12 protein-coding genes and 1 pseudogene are annotated in these 18,036 nt (G+C 35.1%); all 13 read left to right on the top strand.

Annotated features, from left to right (window positions below; translation table 11 throughout):
- Positions 1–218 precede the first annotated feature (218 nt).
- A complete protein-coding gene (locus RTP52_RS06560) occupies positions 219–1,616 on the top strand; it encodes a hypothetical protein (RefSeq protein ID WP_312369988.1) in 1,398 nt (465 codons plus the stop codon).
- Between the two features lie 321 nt (positions 1,617–1,937).
- Positions 1,938–2,246, top strand: coding sequence for a hypothetical protein (locus tag RTP52_RS06555; protein WP_312104661.1), 309 nt, complete (start codon positions 1,938–1,940; stop codon positions 2,244–2,246).
- A gap of 41 nt (positions 2,247–2,287) precedes the next feature.
- Positions 2,288–3,478 (top strand): DUF2953 domain-containing protein, encoded by a 1,191-nt coding sequence (locus tag RTP52_RS06550; RefSeq protein WP_312369986.1) that lies wholly within the window; start codon positions 2,288–2,290, stop codon positions 3,476–3,478.
- Positions 3,478–3,891 (top strand): GerW family sporulation protein, encoded by a 414-nt coding sequence (locus tag RTP52_RS06545; RefSeq protein WP_312104665.1) that lies wholly within the window; start codon positions 3,478–3,480, stop codon positions 3,889–3,891. The genes RTP52_RS06550 and RTP52_RS06545 overlap by 1 nt, the downstream gene beginning before the upstream one ends.
- A gap of 170 nt (positions 3,892–4,061) precedes the next feature.
- Positions 4,062–4,259 carry a large ribosomal subunit protein bL28 gene (locus RTP52_RS06540; RefSeq protein ID WP_029503881.1) on the top strand — a complete coding sequence of 66 codons (198 nt, stop codon included), beginning with the start codon at positions 4,062–4,064 and terminating at the stop codon, positions 4,257–4,259.
- Between the two features lie 623 nt (positions 4,260–4,882).
- On the top strand, positions 4,883–5,239 hold the full coding sequence (locus RTP52_RS06535; protein ID WP_029503882.1) for an Asp23/Gls24 family envelope stress response protein: 357 nt from the start codon (positions 4,883–4,885) through the stop codon (positions 5,237–5,239).
- Positions 5,240–5,259: 20 nt separating this feature from the next.
- Positions 5,260–6,942 carry a DAK2 domain-containing protein gene (locus RTP52_RS06530; RefSeq protein ID WP_312104668.1) on the top strand — a complete coding sequence of 561 codons (1,683 nt, stop codon included), beginning with the start codon at positions 5,260–5,262 and terminating at the stop codon, positions 6,940–6,942.
- 306 nt (positions 6,943–7,248) lie between these two features.
- A pseudogene (recG, locus tag RTP52_RS06525) lies at positions 7,249–9,324 on the top strand (ATP-dependent DNA helicase RecG); the annotation flags it as partial.
- A gap of 171 nt (positions 9,325–9,495) precedes the next feature.
- Positions 9,496–11,592 (top strand): hypothetical protein, encoded by a 2,097-nt coding sequence (locus RTP52_RS06520; RefSeq protein WP_312369984.1) that lies wholly within the window; start codon positions 9,496–9,498, stop codon positions 11,590–11,592.
- A 17-nt stretch (positions 11,593–11,609) separates the two neighbouring features.
- Positions 11,610–12,704, top strand: coding sequence for a UDP-galactopyranose mutase (glf, locus tag RTP52_RS06515; RefSeq protein WP_312369982.1), 1,095 nt, complete (start codon positions 11,610–11,612; stop codon positions 12,702–12,704).
- 84 nt (positions 12,705–12,788) lie between these two features.
- Positions 12,789–13,496 carry a glycosyltransferase family 2 protein gene (locus RTP52_RS06510; protein ID WP_312107244.1) on the top strand — a complete coding sequence of 236 codons (708 nt, stop codon included), beginning with the start codon at positions 12,789–12,791 and terminating at the stop codon, positions 13,494–13,496.
- Positions 13,497–13,612: 116 nt separating this feature from the next.
- Complete coding sequence (locus RTP52_RS06505; RefSeq protein WP_312369980.1) at positions 13,613–16,162, top strand: DUF2298 domain-containing protein; 2,550 nt, start codon at positions 13,613–13,615, stop codon at positions 16,160–16,162.
- Between the two features lie 518 nt (positions 16,163–16,680).
- Positions 16,681–17,967 carry an MFS transporter gene (locus RTP52_RS06500; protein WP_312103551.1) on the top strand — a complete coding sequence of 429 codons (1,287 nt, stop codon included), beginning with the start codon at positions 16,681–16,683 and terminating at the stop codon, positions 17,965–17,967.
- Positions 17,968–18,036: the final 69 nt, after the last annotated feature.

The following is an 18,036-nucleotide window of genomic DNA, read 5'->3' as shown; positions in this document are numbered from 1 at the left end:
ATAACAAATAAGTTAAAAAACTTATCTAGTATGCATACAATGAGAAGTGAGTGTACAACCATAAACGTAGTAGGCTAAGATGAAAAGTTATTAATCACTTATAATATAAGTTTAGTGGAAGAATAGAGGTTATTTACTGTTGTATGTGTGACACACACACTTACTAAGTCATTAGATGTTAAGAAAAGAGATTTTGTAAGAATGGAGATAAATATAATATGTTAAATAGAAAACAGATAGAGCAGGAAGTGCGTAAGGGAAAACAATTAGAGGTACATTTACCAATGTTGTTAAATCATATTTCCTCAGACTATTATGCTTATAGTGGTATGAGCTTTGCTATGCATTATTATAATGTGTTTGAGATGCTTGTATCTGGTGAATGCTCAGAAGGAGCTAAAAATCACATTCTCAAGGTAAATGACATTGTCTTAAGTACGATACTTGCAGAGTTTGATGCTACTAAGAGAGAACAGGGAATTAAGAAGTTACATGAACTTCGTACCTCGATTAATTCTATTATGCAAGGTTTGACCTCTTATGCGGATCGCTTTTCCTTGTATGAATATATGCTAAATCGTATCGAGCCAAACTACAAGGGTGATTTGGAAGACATTGATGTCGAAGCAGAAGTAAAGGAACTTGTTTCCATGATTTTTGCAGATGAAGACCGATTGGTAATGAACGAGCATATTCGTAGTATGCTTTCACAGTTGCCAGTTCGTATGACGAAGAATAGATTTTATGATATGTTAAAAGAAAGTCTCTCTATCTATGAAGGTAGTGAAGAGAGTACGGTAGAAGATTTTATATACATGCTTCGTTCTGCAGCAGGTATCTATAAACCAGATCATATGGAAGAAGATTTTCCACAGCTTATGGAGGCTGTAAAGCGTCTTGAGAATGCAGATTATCAAAACCTTAGTGAATCTGATTATAAAGAATTAGAAATAGTACTTAGTGATGTTACTTCCCGTTTACAAGTTGAGACAGAAAGTTACTATGCACTGGAAGAGGCAGTGAATGCTCTTTATAGTGTATTATTAAATGAAGTATATGCTTCGAAAGAAGCAGTAGCCACAGGGAACTTACTAAATGGCATAGTAAAAGAGATTACAATGCTATTACAAGAGAAGCAGTTTATCTCAATTCCAGAAGACTTAGTGGACGAATTTTCAGTAGCAGAAGGGAAATTAGAGCAGTATTTAGAGTGTGTTACGGAAGACGAGGCTATGATTGATTTAATTAAAAAAGATCATAAAGACCTTGCACAGGCACTTATGTTAACACACCATTTAGAATGTCTTGTATTATCCCAAAGCTTAGTCTCCAATTCCTTATTTATTGACTTAGATAAACAGTGGAATGGAAAAACAGTAGATAAATCATTTTTAGAAAAAAGATGGTGTGAACTTGTTGACGAGTTTAGTAATGTGTTAAGCGAAGGAAATAAGTTAATGAATCGCGCACGTATTGCAGCGACATTAAGAGAGATGCCGGTACTTTTTAGTAATACTACAGAAATTAGAGATTATATGAGAAATTCCTTAGCAAGTTGCCGTGATGTAGCTGAACGCGTTGCGAGTGTTTCTCTTTTAAAACAATTATTTGATTAAAGTAAGCTATATTGACGGCGTAAAAAGCACGCCTTTTATCAGAATTTGCTTCGCAATTTCTGATAAGTTTATATTATTGAAACAAAAAATCATGTTTCAATAATCAGTATTGACGGCGTAAAAAGCACGCCTTTTATCAGAATTTGCTTCGCAATTTCTGATAAGCTTTTATTATTGAAACGAAAAAGCATGCCTTTTATCAGAATTTGTTTTACAACTTCTGATAAGTCTGTATTTTTGCATAAAATCTGCTGTATTTTTAATAGGAAAATGTGATATAATTTAGGAGATAACCAAAAAGAGGAAGAGGATGAGGAGAACATGATTCAATGGAGTGAAAAATTGTATTATGGCGAATCCATCAAAAAAAGGCATAGGCGAATGATTTATGCGATTAATCATGGGAGAAAAGCACCTAACATCTACTGCATAATCTTTGCCTCCAATGTCCAAAATCTATTCGAAATCATACCAGCTAGCCATTTAAAGCTTCCTCACATAAAAAATAGTGAAGTTCATATCCTTGGATTAGCTTATAATATGGAAGAAGCCAAGGAAGTTATAATGCAAATGCTTGTAGAAATTTATAAGGCCACCGGTGATTTTAAGGTACGAGAGTATTTTGCTTAGCAAATTGTTAAGACAAGCATATAAGATTGGGGAATAATAGAATGCTTCATATTTTATTACTGATATTAAAAATAATCGGGATAGTGATAGCAGTCCTCTTAGGTTTACTGCTATTAGTTGTTCTGGTTGTCTTATTTGTTCCAATCCGTTATCGCTTTGAGGGAAAGAAATATTCGGATATTGTGGTAAGAGGAAAAGTGACTTGGGCTTTTGGACTGGTACATCTAAGAGTATTATATCTACAGGAAAAGCTAAGTATTGTACTTCGAATTGCAGGTTACCGTTTTTATGATAATGACGATTCAAGTAAGAAAAAACATAAGAAAAAGAAGCGAAAGAAAAAGGAATATAGGAAAAAGAAACAACGTCCTGAGGATGTACCTTCTGATATTGATAAAAAGCAATTATTAGAGGATAAGTCTAATGATTCCAGACAATTATCGAAAGAATTAGAAGATAAAAAATTAAAAGATAAAAAAATAGAAGATAAAAAAATAGAAGATAAAAAACTAGAGGATGATTTACCAGAAGTTGATTTTGATTTAGAGTCTAAGGACATATTAACGAAAGATAAGGTGTCTAATCTAAGTGAAGATTCCAGTAGTATACCCGGAAGTTTAAATACGATAGACGAGGCAGAAGATGGGGAATCTTTCGATAATGATAAAAATGCTGGTGAAAATACTAGCAAAAAAATCTCGTTCTTACGACGTTTTATATCTAAAATCAAACAGTTATATAGAAAAATAAAGAATGTTTTTACCTCGGTTTGGAATAAGATAAAAAATCTAAAAAATGTTTTTCATAAATTAAAAGATAAATTATCATCCATAAGGAATTTACTACAAGGTCTTTGGGAGAAAAAAAGAAAAGTGGTTGCTTATTTTAAGCTTGATGAGAATAGGGCAGGTATGAAATTAGGACTATCAAGTATCAAAAAGCTTTTAAAGCATATAAAACCTACCAAAGCCAAAGGTTATATTCATTTTGGCACAGGAGATCCAGCTTCGACGGGACAAATACTTGGAGTAGCATCCGCTTTCTACGGATATTATGGTAAGTATCTTAAAGTAGTGCCAGACTTTGAAGAAGAAGTTTTAGAAGGTGAGCTTTTCATTAAGGGAAGAATAAGATTATTTAACTTACTTATAATAGGAATAAAGTTATTACGAGATGAGAATTTCAAACGATTAATTAAAAATACAAAGCTATTAAAGGAGGAGTTATTATAATGGCAGAACAGAATTTTAACCAAACCGTAGAGTCATTGTTTAAAGGTATGGATTCTTTTATTACTACGAAAACAGTAGTTGGGGATGCAGTAAAATTTGAAGATGGAACCATCATATTACCATTAGTAGATGTTAGCTTTGGTGTTGGTGCAGGAGCATTTACAAATGATAAAAAGAACAATGCTGGAGGGGCTATGGGTGGTAAAATAACTCCTAGCTCAGTACTTGTGATTAAGGACGGAAAGATTCGACTTGTAAATGTGAAAAATCAAGATATGGTAACAAAGATTATTGATATGGTACCAGATGTAATCGATCGTTTTACAAAGGATCCAAAGAAGAAAAAAGAAGAACAAGAAATAAATGATAGGGCGTTTGAAATTCTAAATGGGAAAGAGGACGACTTAGAATAGAAATTTTAAAGTAAGTAACGCAGTAGAAAAAAATCATTTTCTGCTTGCATTATGTCTTAAATTCTGATAGAATAGTTTTGTTTGTAGGTCACAGTGTAATTTATGCACGATGCTGGCGGCTCTTAAGCAGGGAGACGCAAGGCCTAATTTAATTAAGGAGGTGCTTTTCAATGGCAAAATGTGCAGTTTGCGATAAAGGTGCTCACTTTGGTAAAGTTGTGAGCCATTCCAGAAGTCAGGTTTCTGGAAGATCCAACAAGATGTGGAAGTCCAATGTTAAATCTGTTCGTATTAAGGTTAACGGAGGAACACAGAAGATGTACGTATGTACTTCTTGTTTAAGAGACGGTAAAGTAGAACGTGCTTAATCCATATAAAAAGGGGTGTCATAATACTGACACCCTTTTTTGTTGTGTAGGAACTATTGTATATCATATGCAAAAACAATCTGTTGAGGTTTCATTGCTTGCAATGTGAGATATTTCCTAAGTCTCGTATCTTTGACTGTTCAATCTCTATAATAAAATGGTCTACTAACAACAAAAGAGATTATAGCCAAGAATAAGGAACAGGATGATAATACATATGGCCAAAAGACCATTGGTGATGAATAGCATAATTGTCATTCCGACAGCTATCCAAAAAAAGATGAAACCAAGCATTCTTTTCATAATCAAGCCTTATTTTAGCTGCTTTATACATATATATGCGATAAGTAGCATGTTATCCATCGAAGTGTGAGAAGAAGTTCTAATATTAAAAGGCACGAGTTTATGAACTTCTAAATTTAGCATGATTGAGTGAGGATAAATCTTTACTTAGGAAGTGAGACGTGCGTAATCCTAGGCAATCTTAGGATGCGCAAAAGGATTGTAGGAATTAAGAAAAATATGAAAGATGCACTCATTAAGATGCTATCAAAATTTTGTTTCTTTTTTTAATAAAACAGGTTATAATAGATTAATATACGAATTAGATTGGAGGGTTACGTATGAATGGAACGATGTTTACCAAAATGGGTGAAATCGCTATAGATACGGATGTAATCGCCAAATATGCAGGCTCAAGTGCAATTGAGTGCTTCGGTGTTGTAGGTATGGCTTCCGTTAGCATGAAAGATGGCTTAGCAAAACTTTTACGGCGAGAAAGCTTAAATCATGGCGTTAACGTAGTTATTGAGGATAATGTTATGACGATTGATCTTCATATTATTGTTTCTTATGGCGTGAGTATATCTGCTGTTGCAGAAAATCTGATTAGCAATGTAAAATATAAAGTAGAGGAATTTGCGGGCCTTACAGTCGCAAAAATTAATATATTTGTTGAGGGCGTAAGAGTCATCGACTAGATTTAAGGAGGAGCAAACAAGTGACTTTGAATACGATTGATGCAAAACTTCTGCAGAAAATGTTTCTTGCAGGAGCAAAAAGCATCGAAGTGAAGAAGGAATACATTAATGAGCTGAACGTGTTTCCAGTTCCGGATGGCGATACAGGTACAAATATGACATTAACTATTATGTCAGCAGCGAAGGAGGTTAGTACTTTTGAAAACCCAACCGTTGAAGATTTGTGCAAAGCGATCTCAAGTGGGTCCTTACGTGGAGCTAGAGGTAATTCTGGTGTTATCTTATCTCAGCTATTTCGTGGATTGACAAAGGAAATTGTAGAACACAAGCAAATTAATGTTATTGTTTTAGCAAATGCATTCCAGAAAGCAGTCGAGACAGCGTACAAAGCAGTTATGAAGCCGAAGGAAGGTACCATTTTAACTGTTGCCAGAGGCGGTGCAGAAAGAGCAGCGGAGCTTGCAAATGAGACTACTGATTTAGTATACTTTGGAGCAGAAGTAATTAAGCGTATGGAGGAAGTTCTTGCTCGTACACCAGAGATGCTTCCAGTATTAAAGGAAGCAGGAGTAGTAGACTCTGGCGGACAGGGATTATTAGAGATAGTAAAAGGTGCATACGATGCAATGCTTGGTAAGAAAGTAGACATTACGATTACTCCAGCTACCACTAGTACACCATCCACTATGAGAAAAGTTGATGTTGAAAATATTGCTACAGCAGACATTAAGTTTGGCTATTGTACTGAATTTATTATCATGGTTGAGAAGGAATACAATGAGAAGAAAGAACATGAATTCAAGGGATATCTTGAATCTATTGGTGATTCCATTGTAGTTGTTTCTGACGATGATATTATTAAGGTTCACGTACATACGAATGATCCTGGACTTGCAATCCAGCGTGCATTGACGTATGGTTCGTTAACTAGAATGAAAATAGATAACATGAGAGAAGAGCATAATGAGCGTTTAATCGCCGATGCATCTGCTCAGGCTGCTAAAAATATAGAAACAGTTGAAGTAAAGAAAAAAGAACCTAGAAAACCAGTTGGTTTTGTAGCTGTATCGATTGGAGCGGGTATTAATGATATTTTCTCTGGTCTTGGAGTTGATTATTTGATTGAAGGTGGTCAAACCATGAATCCAAGTACCGAGGATATGTTAAATGCAATTGATAACGTAAATGCAGATACCATCTTTATTTTACCTAACAACAGCAACATTATTTTAGCTGCAGAACAAGCAAAAGATCTGACTGAGGATAAAGAAATAGTAGTTATCCCATCAAAAACAGTGCCTCAGGGCATCACAGCAATCATTAACTATGTCTTTGATAAATCAACAGAAGAAAATCAAAAGAGAATGATTGAAGAGATGACTCGTGTAAAGACTGGTCAGGTTACCTATGCGGTTCGTGATACAAATATTGATGGTAAAGAAATTAAACAAGGTAATATCATGGGTATTGGTGATAAGACTATTCTTTCCGTTGGAACTGATATAAGTGAAACAACACTTGAGCTAATCGAGAATTTAGTAGATGACGATTCTGAGTTAATAAGCTTATACTATGGTGCTGAAGTAACAGAAGAGGATGCAAATCAAATTGCAGACCAAATTACTGAGAAGTATCCAATGGTTGATGTTGAAATTCATATGGGTGGTCAGCCAATTTACTATTATGTATTATCAGTGGAATAACTAGATATTTTAAAATCATGTAAAAAAAGAAGTGTTATAAAAATCGTGTATTTGAACGGAAAATTTTTTCTTCAAATACACGATTTTTTTTGGCTCTGTCTCTGTGTTGGGGTGGGGGTGGTTCCTGTTGTAAACCTATTTTTTTCTTCATAGACATAGTTGTTCGGTAGCCAAAAAAATCATTGATCTCTTTTGGTCTGCTTCTGTTTTGCTTTTGCTGTACATAACGTTTCGTAAAAAGGTTACACTTATTGGGTTATCTAATTGGGAATGATACTTGTAACTATAGGATAACTATGGTAGTATTTTTGTAATAAAAGTTTTAAGAAAGAAAGGGTTCATGCGATGCAGTTGACAGATTCCTTGGGAAAAATTAAGGGAATAGGGGAAAAAACAGAACTAAAATTTCATAAGCTATCGCTGTTTAGCGTGAATGATTTAATAGAGCATTATCCTCGCGGGTATGAAGTATATGAGATGCCAAAACCAATCAGTGGTGCTGTAGAAGGAACGACAATAGCGATTGAAGCTGGAATAGCTACGATTGCAGAAGTAAAGAAGATACGAAATCTTCAGATTATTACCTGCATGGTTCGTGACCCTTCTGGTATGATTAAATTAACGTGGTTTAATCAGCCATTTTTAAAGAATACATTGCGTATGGGAGCAAGATTTATCTTTCGTGGTAAAGTTGCAAGAAAGAATGGTTCCTTGGTGATCGAGCAGCCAAAGATTTACAAACAAGAAGAATATCGAATATTATTGAATGTAATGCAGCCAATTTATTCGTTGACCGAAGGTTTAACCAATCATGCAGTATCGAAAGCTGTAAATATCGTCTTAGGCCAGATCGATGATTTTAAAGAGTTTTTACCAAAATCTATTTTAAAAGAACAGAACTTAATATCAAGAAAAGCAGCAATAAAAGAAATACACTTCCCAAAGGCAAGAGATACGATGCTGGAAGCCAGAAGACGATTGGTCTTTGATGAATTTTTTCTATATACTGTTATATTACAAAGGATAAGGGAGAATAAAGGCAGTATTCTAAATGGATTTCTTATCAAAGAACAACAAGAGGTTTCCGAGCTTATAGCGAGTCTTCCATATGAATTAACGAATGCGCAGAAAAAAGTTTGGGAAGAGGTTAAAAAAGACCTCCTTAGTAACACCTCGATGAATCGCTTAATTCAAGGAGATGTTGGTTCTGGTAAGACAATACTGGCGGTTTTAGCCTTGTTACTTGTAGCAAAGAATGGGTATCAAGGTTGTTTTATGGTACCAACCGAAGTGTTAGCGAAGCAACACTTGGAAGCTCTTCAATCGAGCTTGTCAGGGTTTGATATTAAAATTGAATTATTAGTAGGTTCCATGACAGCCGCTATGAAACGTAACGCTTATCAGCGAATAGAAAATCATGAAGTTGATATTATTGTGGGAACCCATGCTTTGATACAGGAGAAGGTTATTTACGATAATCTAGCGTTGGTTATTACAGACGAGCAACATCGTTTTGGAGTAAAGCAGCGAGAAAGTCTACTAAATAAGGGAGATAACCCGCATGTGCTTGTTATGAGTGCAACGCCAATTCCACGAACACTTGCGATTATTCTATATGGGGATCTTGATATCTCTGTGGTGGATGAATTGCCAGCAAATCGTTTACCAATAAAGAATTGTGTAGTAGATTCCAACTACCGAGAAACAGCCTATCGTTTTATCGGTAAGCAGATTTTAGAAGGCAGACAAGCCTATGTCATCTGCCCAATGGTGGAAGAAAGCGAAACAATAGAAGCGGAAAATGTTGTAGAATATACCGAAAAGCTAAAAGAGGCATTGCCTTCTATCAATGGAATTGAATATCTTCACGGTAAGATGAAACCGAAGGAAAAAGATGATATCATGGGGCGTTTTGCCTCAGGGGATATCAAAGTTCTGGTGTCCACAACAGTTGTGGAGGTAGGTGTTAATGTACCGAATGCTACAGTTATGATGATTGAGAATGCCGAACGATTTGGGTTAGCGCAGCTTCATCAGCTTCGTGGGCGTGTTGGAAGAGGAGCGCATCAGTCTTATTGCATTTTGGTAAGTGGCTCTAGTAGTAAGGAGACAATGGAGCGTCTTGAAATATTAAACAAATCAAATGACGGATTTTTTATAGCAAGTGAAGACTTAAAGCTTCGAGGACCTGGTGATTTGTTTGGTATTAGGCAAAGTGGTGATTTAGAATTTAAGATTGGCGACATTTATCAGGATGCTTCCGTTTTAAAGGCCGCAAATGAAGCTGCAAAGAATTTAACTGCGGAAGAATATCTTAGCTTATGTGATAATTATCCTGCACTTTCGGATAAGTTTGAGCGACTTGCGATGAGCACCTTATAACCTAGAGGCTAGATTTAGTTATCTTGTAATAGTAAATGTTCAATTTTAGTGAAAAAAGTGTTGGTAAAGGAAGGGAGTGTTACCCCCTTTCCTTTCCAATTGTTGTATAGTATAATAATAGAGTTTAGGAAAGAATTGTACGAAAGTATAGTTAAGATAGGAGGATATTCATTGACTGCAGTTTTATATCTGATGATATGTTTTGTCACAGGCTGTATGATATGCACCTTTGCATTTCCAAAGCTAAGGGAAATCACAACAAAGTCTTTTCGTGGCAATCCAATAGAATTAAATCAGTATTTTGTTTTATTACCAGCTTGGTTTATTTCTGGAACCATTCTAGTAACTTGGCTCGTCTATTTATTAGCACTTATTTTTAGAAATAAACCACAGCCGTTAATTTTTGCAAATGGAATCACTATGTCGATTTGTCTGGTGATATCAGCGCTATATTTAATTCAAAAATTCTGGTCAAAAAAAGTACTTAAAATGGCGGATCGTGAAAATCCAGATCGCAAAATGAGCTTAACAACCTCGGAATGGATTTTCTTAGCCTTTGTAGTCTTTTTGTCTATTCAGTTAATGTGGCAAACATTTTTCGTAGCACATGGAAAACTTTATGTTGGAAATTCGGTTTTTAGTGACTTTTCACCACACATTGGTATGATACGTTCGTTTTCTCATGGAAATAATTTTCCAACAACTTATTCCCATTTTGCTGGAAGCGATATCCGGTATCACTTTATGTTTCAGTTCTTAGTTGGAAACTTAGAATTTTTAGGTATGCGATTAGACTATGCTTTTAATATACCAAGTGCAATTGGTATGATTAGCACCTTTAGCTTACTATATGTTCTGGGATGTAAACTTGGTGGAAAACGTGCTATAGGTTTCCTAAGTTGCTTATTTTTTGCATTTCGAAGTTCACCTAGTTTATTTACGTATTTATCTGAGTTACCAAAAGGTACTGGTATCTTTGAAGCTCTAATAGCAAATTCTTCATTTTTCTCGTACACCACTCATGAGGACTGGGGATTATGGAATCTAAATGTATACTGTAATCAGAGACATTTTGCATTCACGCTTCCAATTATGTTACTTATGTTGTTGCTATTCATACCACTTGCTTACGAAGGTTTATATCGTGCCTCGGAGGGAATGATCGTAGTTTCGAATAAAGTAAGTGAGAAGCAAAGTGTTAAATCGTTATTCGGTAAGGGAATAGAATTTGTAAAACTTCTTTTCTTACAATGGGAGGGTTGGAAGGTTAAGGATTTCAAGCTAGCAATTATGTCTGGGCTCATGATTGGTGCACTGGCATTTTGGAATGGAGCAGTTACGATTGGAATCTTATTGGTGCTGTTTGTATTAGCAATTGTCTCAGACCGTAGGCTGGAGCTTCTCATAACAGCTGTGATTGCAACAACACTATCCGTAATCCAATCCAAAGTTTTTATCTCCGGCTCTGCAATCGAGACCAATTTTTTATTTGGTTTTATAGCGGAAAATCCGACTTTTTTTGGTAGTCTAGATTATATAAAACGGTTAACGGGCATCTTATTCCCGATCCTTTTACTATCGTTTTTATCTTTAAAGGGGACAAGAAGGTGGGTATTATTTGCGTTTTCAGCACCTTTTATCTTTGCTTTTACTGTTTCATTAACCGCTGATGTAACAGTAAATCATAAGTACATTATGATGTCACTTATGTTGCTGGGAATATTTGCCGCTATTTTTCTAGTAAAATTGTTTGAAAATCGCAGCATTTTCTTAAAATTTATCAGTGGAATTTTAGTTATCATTCTAACTTGTACCGGCTTCTATGAATATTTAGTTGTATTAAAGAAGAATAGTGGAAGTAATTATGTGGTACTAAATATGGAAGATGAAGTAACCGAATGGGTTATGGATCATACAACTGCGAAAGATATTATATTATCACCGTATTACGCACTCAATCAGGTTGTTCTTGGGGGAGGTATGTTATATCTTGGATGGCCATACTTTGGATGGTCAGCTGGTTATGACACGGAAGGTAGACAAGCAATGGTGACAAGAATGTATGAAGCGGACACCACAGAAGAGTTAATAAGTTTGGTGGAGCAAGAAAATATTCGCTACATTATTGTTGACTATGATGCCAGAACATCTGATTTATATATTGTGAATGAAGAGAATATTAGAAACACGTATCAAGCGGTATTTTCGGCGGGAGAAGGAGAGTGGAATACCACGATTTATGATACCACACAAAAATTAGTACAATAGGAAAGAGAGGACGATTCATGAAAGTTAAGAATGTAGTAGTTGGAGCAGGATTAGCAGGGCTAACCATTGCACAGCGTATCGCAAACGAATGGCAGGAAGAGGTTTTAGTGATTGAGAAGAGAGACCATATTGGAGGAAATGTCTTTGATTCCTACAATGAAGATGGTATTTTAATTCATAACTATGGACCACATATCTTCCACACAAATGATAGAGGTGTCTACGAATATTTAAGTCAGTTTACGGAGTGGAATGACTTTTGGCACAGGGTATTAACTTATGTGGATGGTAATTTGATTCCAATGCCAATTACAGTGGAGACGATTAACAAGTTATATAATATGAATCTTTCCTGTGAAGAGGTAGAAGAGTTTATAAAAAAACAAGCAGTTGCAATTGATGAGATTAAAACAAGTAAAGATGTGGCATTATCTAAGGTAGGAGTCGACATTTACGAGAAGTTCTTTGAAAGTTATACAAAGAAGCAATGGGGAATTGATCCAGGAGAGATTGATACTTCCGTGATTAGTCGTATTCCTATTCGTTATAACCGTGATACAAGATATTTTACCGATCGCTATCAAGGTATGCCAAAGCATGGTTATACTAAGATGTGCCAGAATATGATTGCAGATAAAAAGATAAAGATCTTATTGAATACGGATTATAAAGAGATTATTGATGATTTAGACTATGAATTACTAATCTATACAGGACCTACAGATTATTTTTATAATTTTAAACATGGTAAATTAGCATACCGCAGCATTGATTTTAAATTCGAAACCATGGATTGTGAGAAGTATCAAGAGGCTCCAGTAGTAAATTATCCAAATGACTATGATTTTACAAGAATCACAGAGTTTAAACAAATGACATGGCAAGAGCATAAGAAGACGACAATACTAAAAGAGTTCCCAGGTTCTGAAGGAGAACCTTATTATCCTTTCCCAACCAAAGAGTGCAAAGAACAATTCGCTTTATATCAAGAAGAGATGAAGAAAGAAACAAAAGTACACTTCTTAGGAAGACTTGCAGAATATCGTTATTATAATATGGATGCGGTTGTAAGAAGTGCATTGGATTTATTTGGGTCTTTGGAGAAAAAATAGTAAGCAATACCTATAAAGACGCTTATATTGCGCAAAGATAAAGTGCGTATGTATATGGCTAAAATGAATGGAGATGGGAAGCAAATGGACAAACTATACATTGTAATTCCTGCATATAACGAAGAAGAGAATGTCGAGAATGTAGTTAGAGAATGGTATCCTATTGTTGAAAAAATCGGAAATGGTAGTAAGCTAGTTGTGATTGATGATGGAAGCAAAGATCATACGTATGAGCTGATGAAAAAGTTAGCTAAGGACCTTCCAGCTTTTGAGCCAATTACAAAACCAAATGGCGGTCACGGCGCTACGGTATTGTATGGATATCATTATGCCATTAAAGCGGGAGCAGATTATGTCTTCCAAACAGATTCTGATGGTCAGACGTTACCAAAGGAATTCTGGGATTTTTGGAAGAAAAGAGAGCAATATGCAATGGTGATTGGTCATCGTAAAGGCAGACAAGATGGATTATCCAGAGTATTCGTTACAAAAACTTTAAAATACGTATGTAGGATATGCTTTCATGTAAAAGTTACAGATGCTAACACACCATTTCGCTTGATGAAAGCGGATATATTAAAGGAACAATTAAAACTTGTTCCGGAGAATTTTAACCTATCAAATGTTATTATTTCGGTAATTTATGCAAAGAAGAAGTTACCGGTTCTTTATCTGCCGATTACGTTTCGTCCGCGTCAAGGTGGTGTGAATTCTATTAATTTTAAAAAGATTGTAAAGATTGGAAAAAAGGCTTATAAGGACTTTATACAAATAAACAAATGCCTAAAATAAGCAGTGTGAATTGCTTCTGAGCAGGCATGTTTAAAAGGGTGAAAAATCAAAGATTTTTCACCCTACGAATTTGTGTTACCGATTCGCAGGATACTGGTAAATGGAGGTTAGAGTGTATGAACGAACGGAACAAAAAAGGGAGTAATTCAGGAGCTACCTCCTGTCTTACAAAAATCATTATTCCCTATGCAATGCGTATCATAATATATTTGATTGCATTCTTTGTAGGCAAAAAATTATTGAAAGAGGATTTTACTCCTTTTCTAACGTGGTGGTTGACCTTACTTGCGATTACTATTACGTTTTATCCTCTGATTGGAGTATTGTTTAAAAACTTTCATGATAGTGGATGGATTTTTTCAAAAGCGATTGGAATTGCAGTAGCAGGCTGGGTGCTATGGTATTTATCTTCGTTGCGCTTATTAAAATTTACTAGGGAGAACGCGATAATCACACTAGTAATTTGCTTTCTCGTTAATCTCTTGGTTATCGGGTTGTCCTATTATCTAAAAAATCGAAGAGTAGAGAAAAAGTGTCTTCTAAATGACTGGTATCAGCTTGATGTGGATAAGGTGAAATCAATACTTACCGTAGAAGTCATGTTTTTTGTTATGTTTTTATTCTGGTGTTATGCGAGAGGATTTAAACCAGAGGCATACGGTACAGAAAAAATGATGGATTATGGATTTATGACAAGTATGATGAGAACGGAGTATATGCCGCCGATTGATACTTGGTTTTCTGGGGGAAGTATAAATTACTATTATCTAGGACAATACCTAGGTACCTATCTTTCGAAGTTAAGCGGTGTCGGTGTAGAATTTGGATATAATCTAATGCTCATGACACTAGCTGGTATTGCTTTTACCCAGTGTTATTCCATTATCTATAATGTGATGAGAACTTTCTTAATGGATAGTACACTTCGTCGTAGAAAAACTGCTAGAGAACATTTTGTTTTATCAAAGAGTAAATGGAAAGGTTTATGGTGTACCTTATCTGGCTTAATCTCTGGTTTTGCAGTTGTATTTGCTGGAAATATGCATTATCCAATTTATAAGCATATAAAACCATGGCTAGAAAAGGTATCAGGAAAGGAAGTTTCCAGTTACTGGTTTCCTAACTCAACACGTTATATTGGATATGATCCAGTTGTGGAAACAGATCAGACAATTCATGAGTTCCCGTCTTATTCTTTTATCCTAGGGGATCTTCATGCTCATGTCATTAATATCATCTTTGTTCTTGCAGTGTTAGGCCTATTATTTGCATGGTTATTATATCGAAAACAGAAAATGGATGATATTCGTTATGGAATTACCATACAAAAACCGGATTTTCTACAAGAAGCATTTCATCCAATCATCTTGTTGCTAGGCTTTTTTATAGGATTATTCCATATGACGAATTTTTGGGATTTCCCAATCTACTTTGTCGTGGCAGGTGCTGTAATCCTTTTTTCTAATTTGGTAATCTACCAGTTTTCAAGAGTTGCTGTAATATTAACCGCGGCACAAGCAGTTATCATAATGTTAATATCTAGCGTAGTATGCAAACCTTTTACTGAGAGTTTCAACCAAATTTCCACTAGTATTTATTTAACAGAAGCTAGATCAATGATTCATCAAATGATAATATTATGGGGTCTTCCATTTATTATTTGCGGTTATTTTGTCATAACAAGGTACCGCGATTTAAAAAAGGAAGGTTTCATTACGGAGAAAAAAGCAAGCTATAAGAAGTTAAAGTTTGAACAAAAAGAAGCAAAGCAAGCAAAATATAATAACTTTAGCGGAAATCGCATTCAGAAGCTAATGATGAGTTATGAAACCACAGTAACCTATGGTGGAGAGAAGAATAAACTTTACCAGTGGATAGAAAGTCTTCAGGTTGCTGATTTGTTTATTGTTATCATGGCACTATGCGCAATGGGGCTTATTATACTACCTGAGATTATCTATGTGAAGGACATCTATCCGAGTCACAAGCGTGCCAATACCATGTTTAAATTGACCTATCAAGGGTTTATCATGTTTGGTTTATGTTTTGGCTATATCTTAATTCGCTTTCTCCGTTTTGGTAGAACGATACTAAGGAAAATAGTTGCTGTGATTGGTTTAATCCTTTTATTATGGACTACCGGATACAGTGTAACATCAATGAAGTCTTGGTTTGGTGATATTCGTAAAACAGAGAATTATAAAGGTTTGGATGCATCTGCATTTATGGAAAAGGAAAACGCGGATGACTTCTTAGCAACGAATTGGCTGAATCAAAATATTACAGGACAACCTGTAGTTCTTGAAGCGAATGGGGATAGCTATACGTTTTATGAACGAGTTTCTGTCATAACCGGGCTTCCGACACTTCTTGGTTGGAGAACTCATGAATGGTTATGGCGATCTGGAGCAGATAGTGCATTACCACCAGAAGTAGCGGAACGAGAAAAAGTAGTGGAACTAATTTATACCTCAATGGATGAGAATGAAATTATAGAAAAATTACGTGAATATCATGTAGAATACATCTATGTTGGTAAACTAGAAGCTGAAAAATTTGGAACACAAAATCATGAGCTACTGAAAACATTAGGAGATATCGTATTCTCGATTGATGCTCGATCCGGAAAAGATTATGAAACATTTATCGTTCATGTTAACCCATAATACGAGAATATTCAGGTAAGTATGAAGTTAAAAGAACTTTATAACTAACTTTATAACTATTAATTCTTAATTTAAAATTACATTTCTAAAATATAACCTTTGATTAAGGTATTTTAGTGCTAGTAAGTAAAAACTAGTAAACAAAAGCTGGTAAATAAGAGCTAGTAAATAAAAGCTTGTAGATAAAAGCTGATTTCTGTATAGTACAGGAATCAGCTTTTTCTAGACTTATTGGAAATTACGCTGAAATTTTCATATAAATCTAAAACTCTCCAAGAGGTGTACACTCACCTATAGGGTTAGTTAAGGCGAAATGTAAATTAGCCATCAATTAAAATTAATAAGCCATTTGTTAAATCTTAAGAAATCCTAGAGTGATACAATCAATTAGTACAATTTATTAGCTACAAATAAATTATGATAGAGTTCGATATTTCTAGTATCTCATACACTTTTTACTTTAATAAATCGGTAGAATATGGTATAATACAGGCATCAAAATGTATTGGGAGGGTTCTATGAAATTAAATTATAAGCGTACGTTTTTTGTAGGTCTTGCCTTTCTATCGATCAGTTGTTTTTGGCAGCTATATGACAACATTATCCCATTAATCCTAAAGAATACGTTTGGGGTAGGAGAAACAGTTACTGGGGTAATCATGGCACTTGATAATGTTCTTGCTTTATTTTTATTACCTCTATTTGGTATGCTGTCGGATCAAACGAGTACTAGATTGGGTAGGCGGACACCATTTATTGTCGTAGGAACCATCGCATCAACGATATTCATGATGATAATACCAATTGCTGACCAGCAAAAGCAATTTGTAGTCTTTATTATAGCGCTTGGTCTAGTGCTCATATCCATGGGGACTTATCGTTCACCTGCAGTTGCACTTATGCCGGATTTAACACCTAAGCCACTTCGTAGTATGGCGAATGCTATTATTAATTTAATGGGTGCAATTGGTGGATTAATCAGTTTAATGTTAATTAGACTATTAGTGAAGAAAGAGGATTCACCAGATTACATACCAAATTACATACCACTTTATACCGCAGTAGCTTTGATTATGATAATCGCTGTTATTGTTTTAATTATCACAATCCGTGAAAATAAGATGAGAGAAGAAGTTGCAATTTATAATGTGGATGAGCCAAAAGAAACTGCAGAGGTTAAGAAAGAACCGATGAAGCCAGAAGTAAAACGGAGTTTAATCTTCTTGGTAGCATCTATCTTTTTATGGTTTACAGCATACAATGCGATAACAACAGCATTCTCTAGATATACCGAAGTTGTGTGGAAACTTGGCACAGGTGGTTTTACTAGCTGTCTTTTGGTTGCGACGGGAGCAGCGATTGTAAGCTATATACCGATTGGTATCATTGCAAGTAAAATTGGTCGTAAGAAGACGATTTTAATTGGTATTAGCTTGATTACATTCTCTTATGTGTGTGGATGCTTCTTCTTAGAATATTCACCATTAATTAATGTTGTTTTTGCAATCACTGGTATGGGATGGGCTGCAATTAGCGTAAACTCTTATCCGATGATTGTTGAGATGAGTAAGGGATGTGATGTGGGTAAATATACAGGTTATTACTATACGTTCTCCATGACAGCTCAGATCATGACTCCAATTATATCTGGTGCGTTATTAGAATTTGTTTCTTACCGTACGTTATTCCCTTATGCTGTTTTCTTTTCTATCGGATCATTTATTACGATGTTATTTGTAAAACATGGTGATGCTAAGCCAGAAAAAAAGCAGAAGATGTTGGAAAACTTTGATGTCGACGATTAAAGATTTATAAATATTAACCCATTCATGGAGATATTGCGAACACTATATTTGTATTGTAATATCTCCATT

Origin of the sequence: Lachnoclostridium sp. (assembly GCF_031997925.1) — a bacterium.
Classification (GTDB): Bacteria; Bacillota; Clostridia; order Lachnospirales; family Lachnospiraceae; genus Lachnoclostridium.
This window is presented reverse-complemented; position numbering and strand designations above follow the sequence as displayed.

Coding starts and splice junctions, on each gene's coding strand:
- RTP52_RS06560 (WP_312369988.1), top strand. CDS start 219: ATGTTAAATAGAAAACAGATAGAGCAGGAAGTGCGTAAGGGAAAACAA.
- RTP52_RS06555 (WP_312104661.1), top strand. CDS start 1,938: ATGATTCAATGGAGTGAAAAATTGTATTATGGCGAATCCATCAAAAAA.
- RTP52_RS06550 (WP_312369986.1), top strand. CDS start 2,288: ATGCTTCATATTTTATTACTGATATTAAAAATAATCGGGATAGTGATA.
- RTP52_RS06545 (WP_312104665.1), top strand. CDS start 3,478: ATGGCAGAACAGAATTTTAACCAAACCGTAGAGTCATTGTTTAAAGGT.
- RTP52_RS06540 (WP_029503881.1), top strand. CDS start 4,062: ATGGCAAAATGTGCAGTTTGCGATAAAGGTGCTCACTTTGGTAAAGTT.
- RTP52_RS06535 (WP_029503882.1), top strand. CDS start 4,883: ATGAATGGAACGATGTTTACCAAAATGGGTGAAATCGCTATAGATACG.
- glf (WP_312369982.1), top strand. CDS start 11,610: ATGAAAGTTAAGAATGTAGTAGTTGGAGCAGGATTAGCAGGGCTAACC.
- RTP52_RS06510 (WP_312107244.1), top strand. CDS start 12,789: ATGGACAAACTATACATTGTAATTCCTGCATATAACGAAGAAGAGAAT.
- RTP52_RS06505 (WP_312369980.1), top strand. CDS start 13,613: ATGAACGAACGGAACAAAAAAGGGAGTAATTCAGGAGCTACCTCCTGT.
- RTP52_RS06500 (WP_312103551.1), top strand. CDS start 16,681: ATGAAATTAAATTATAAGCGTACGTTTTTTGTAGGTCTTGCCTTTCTA.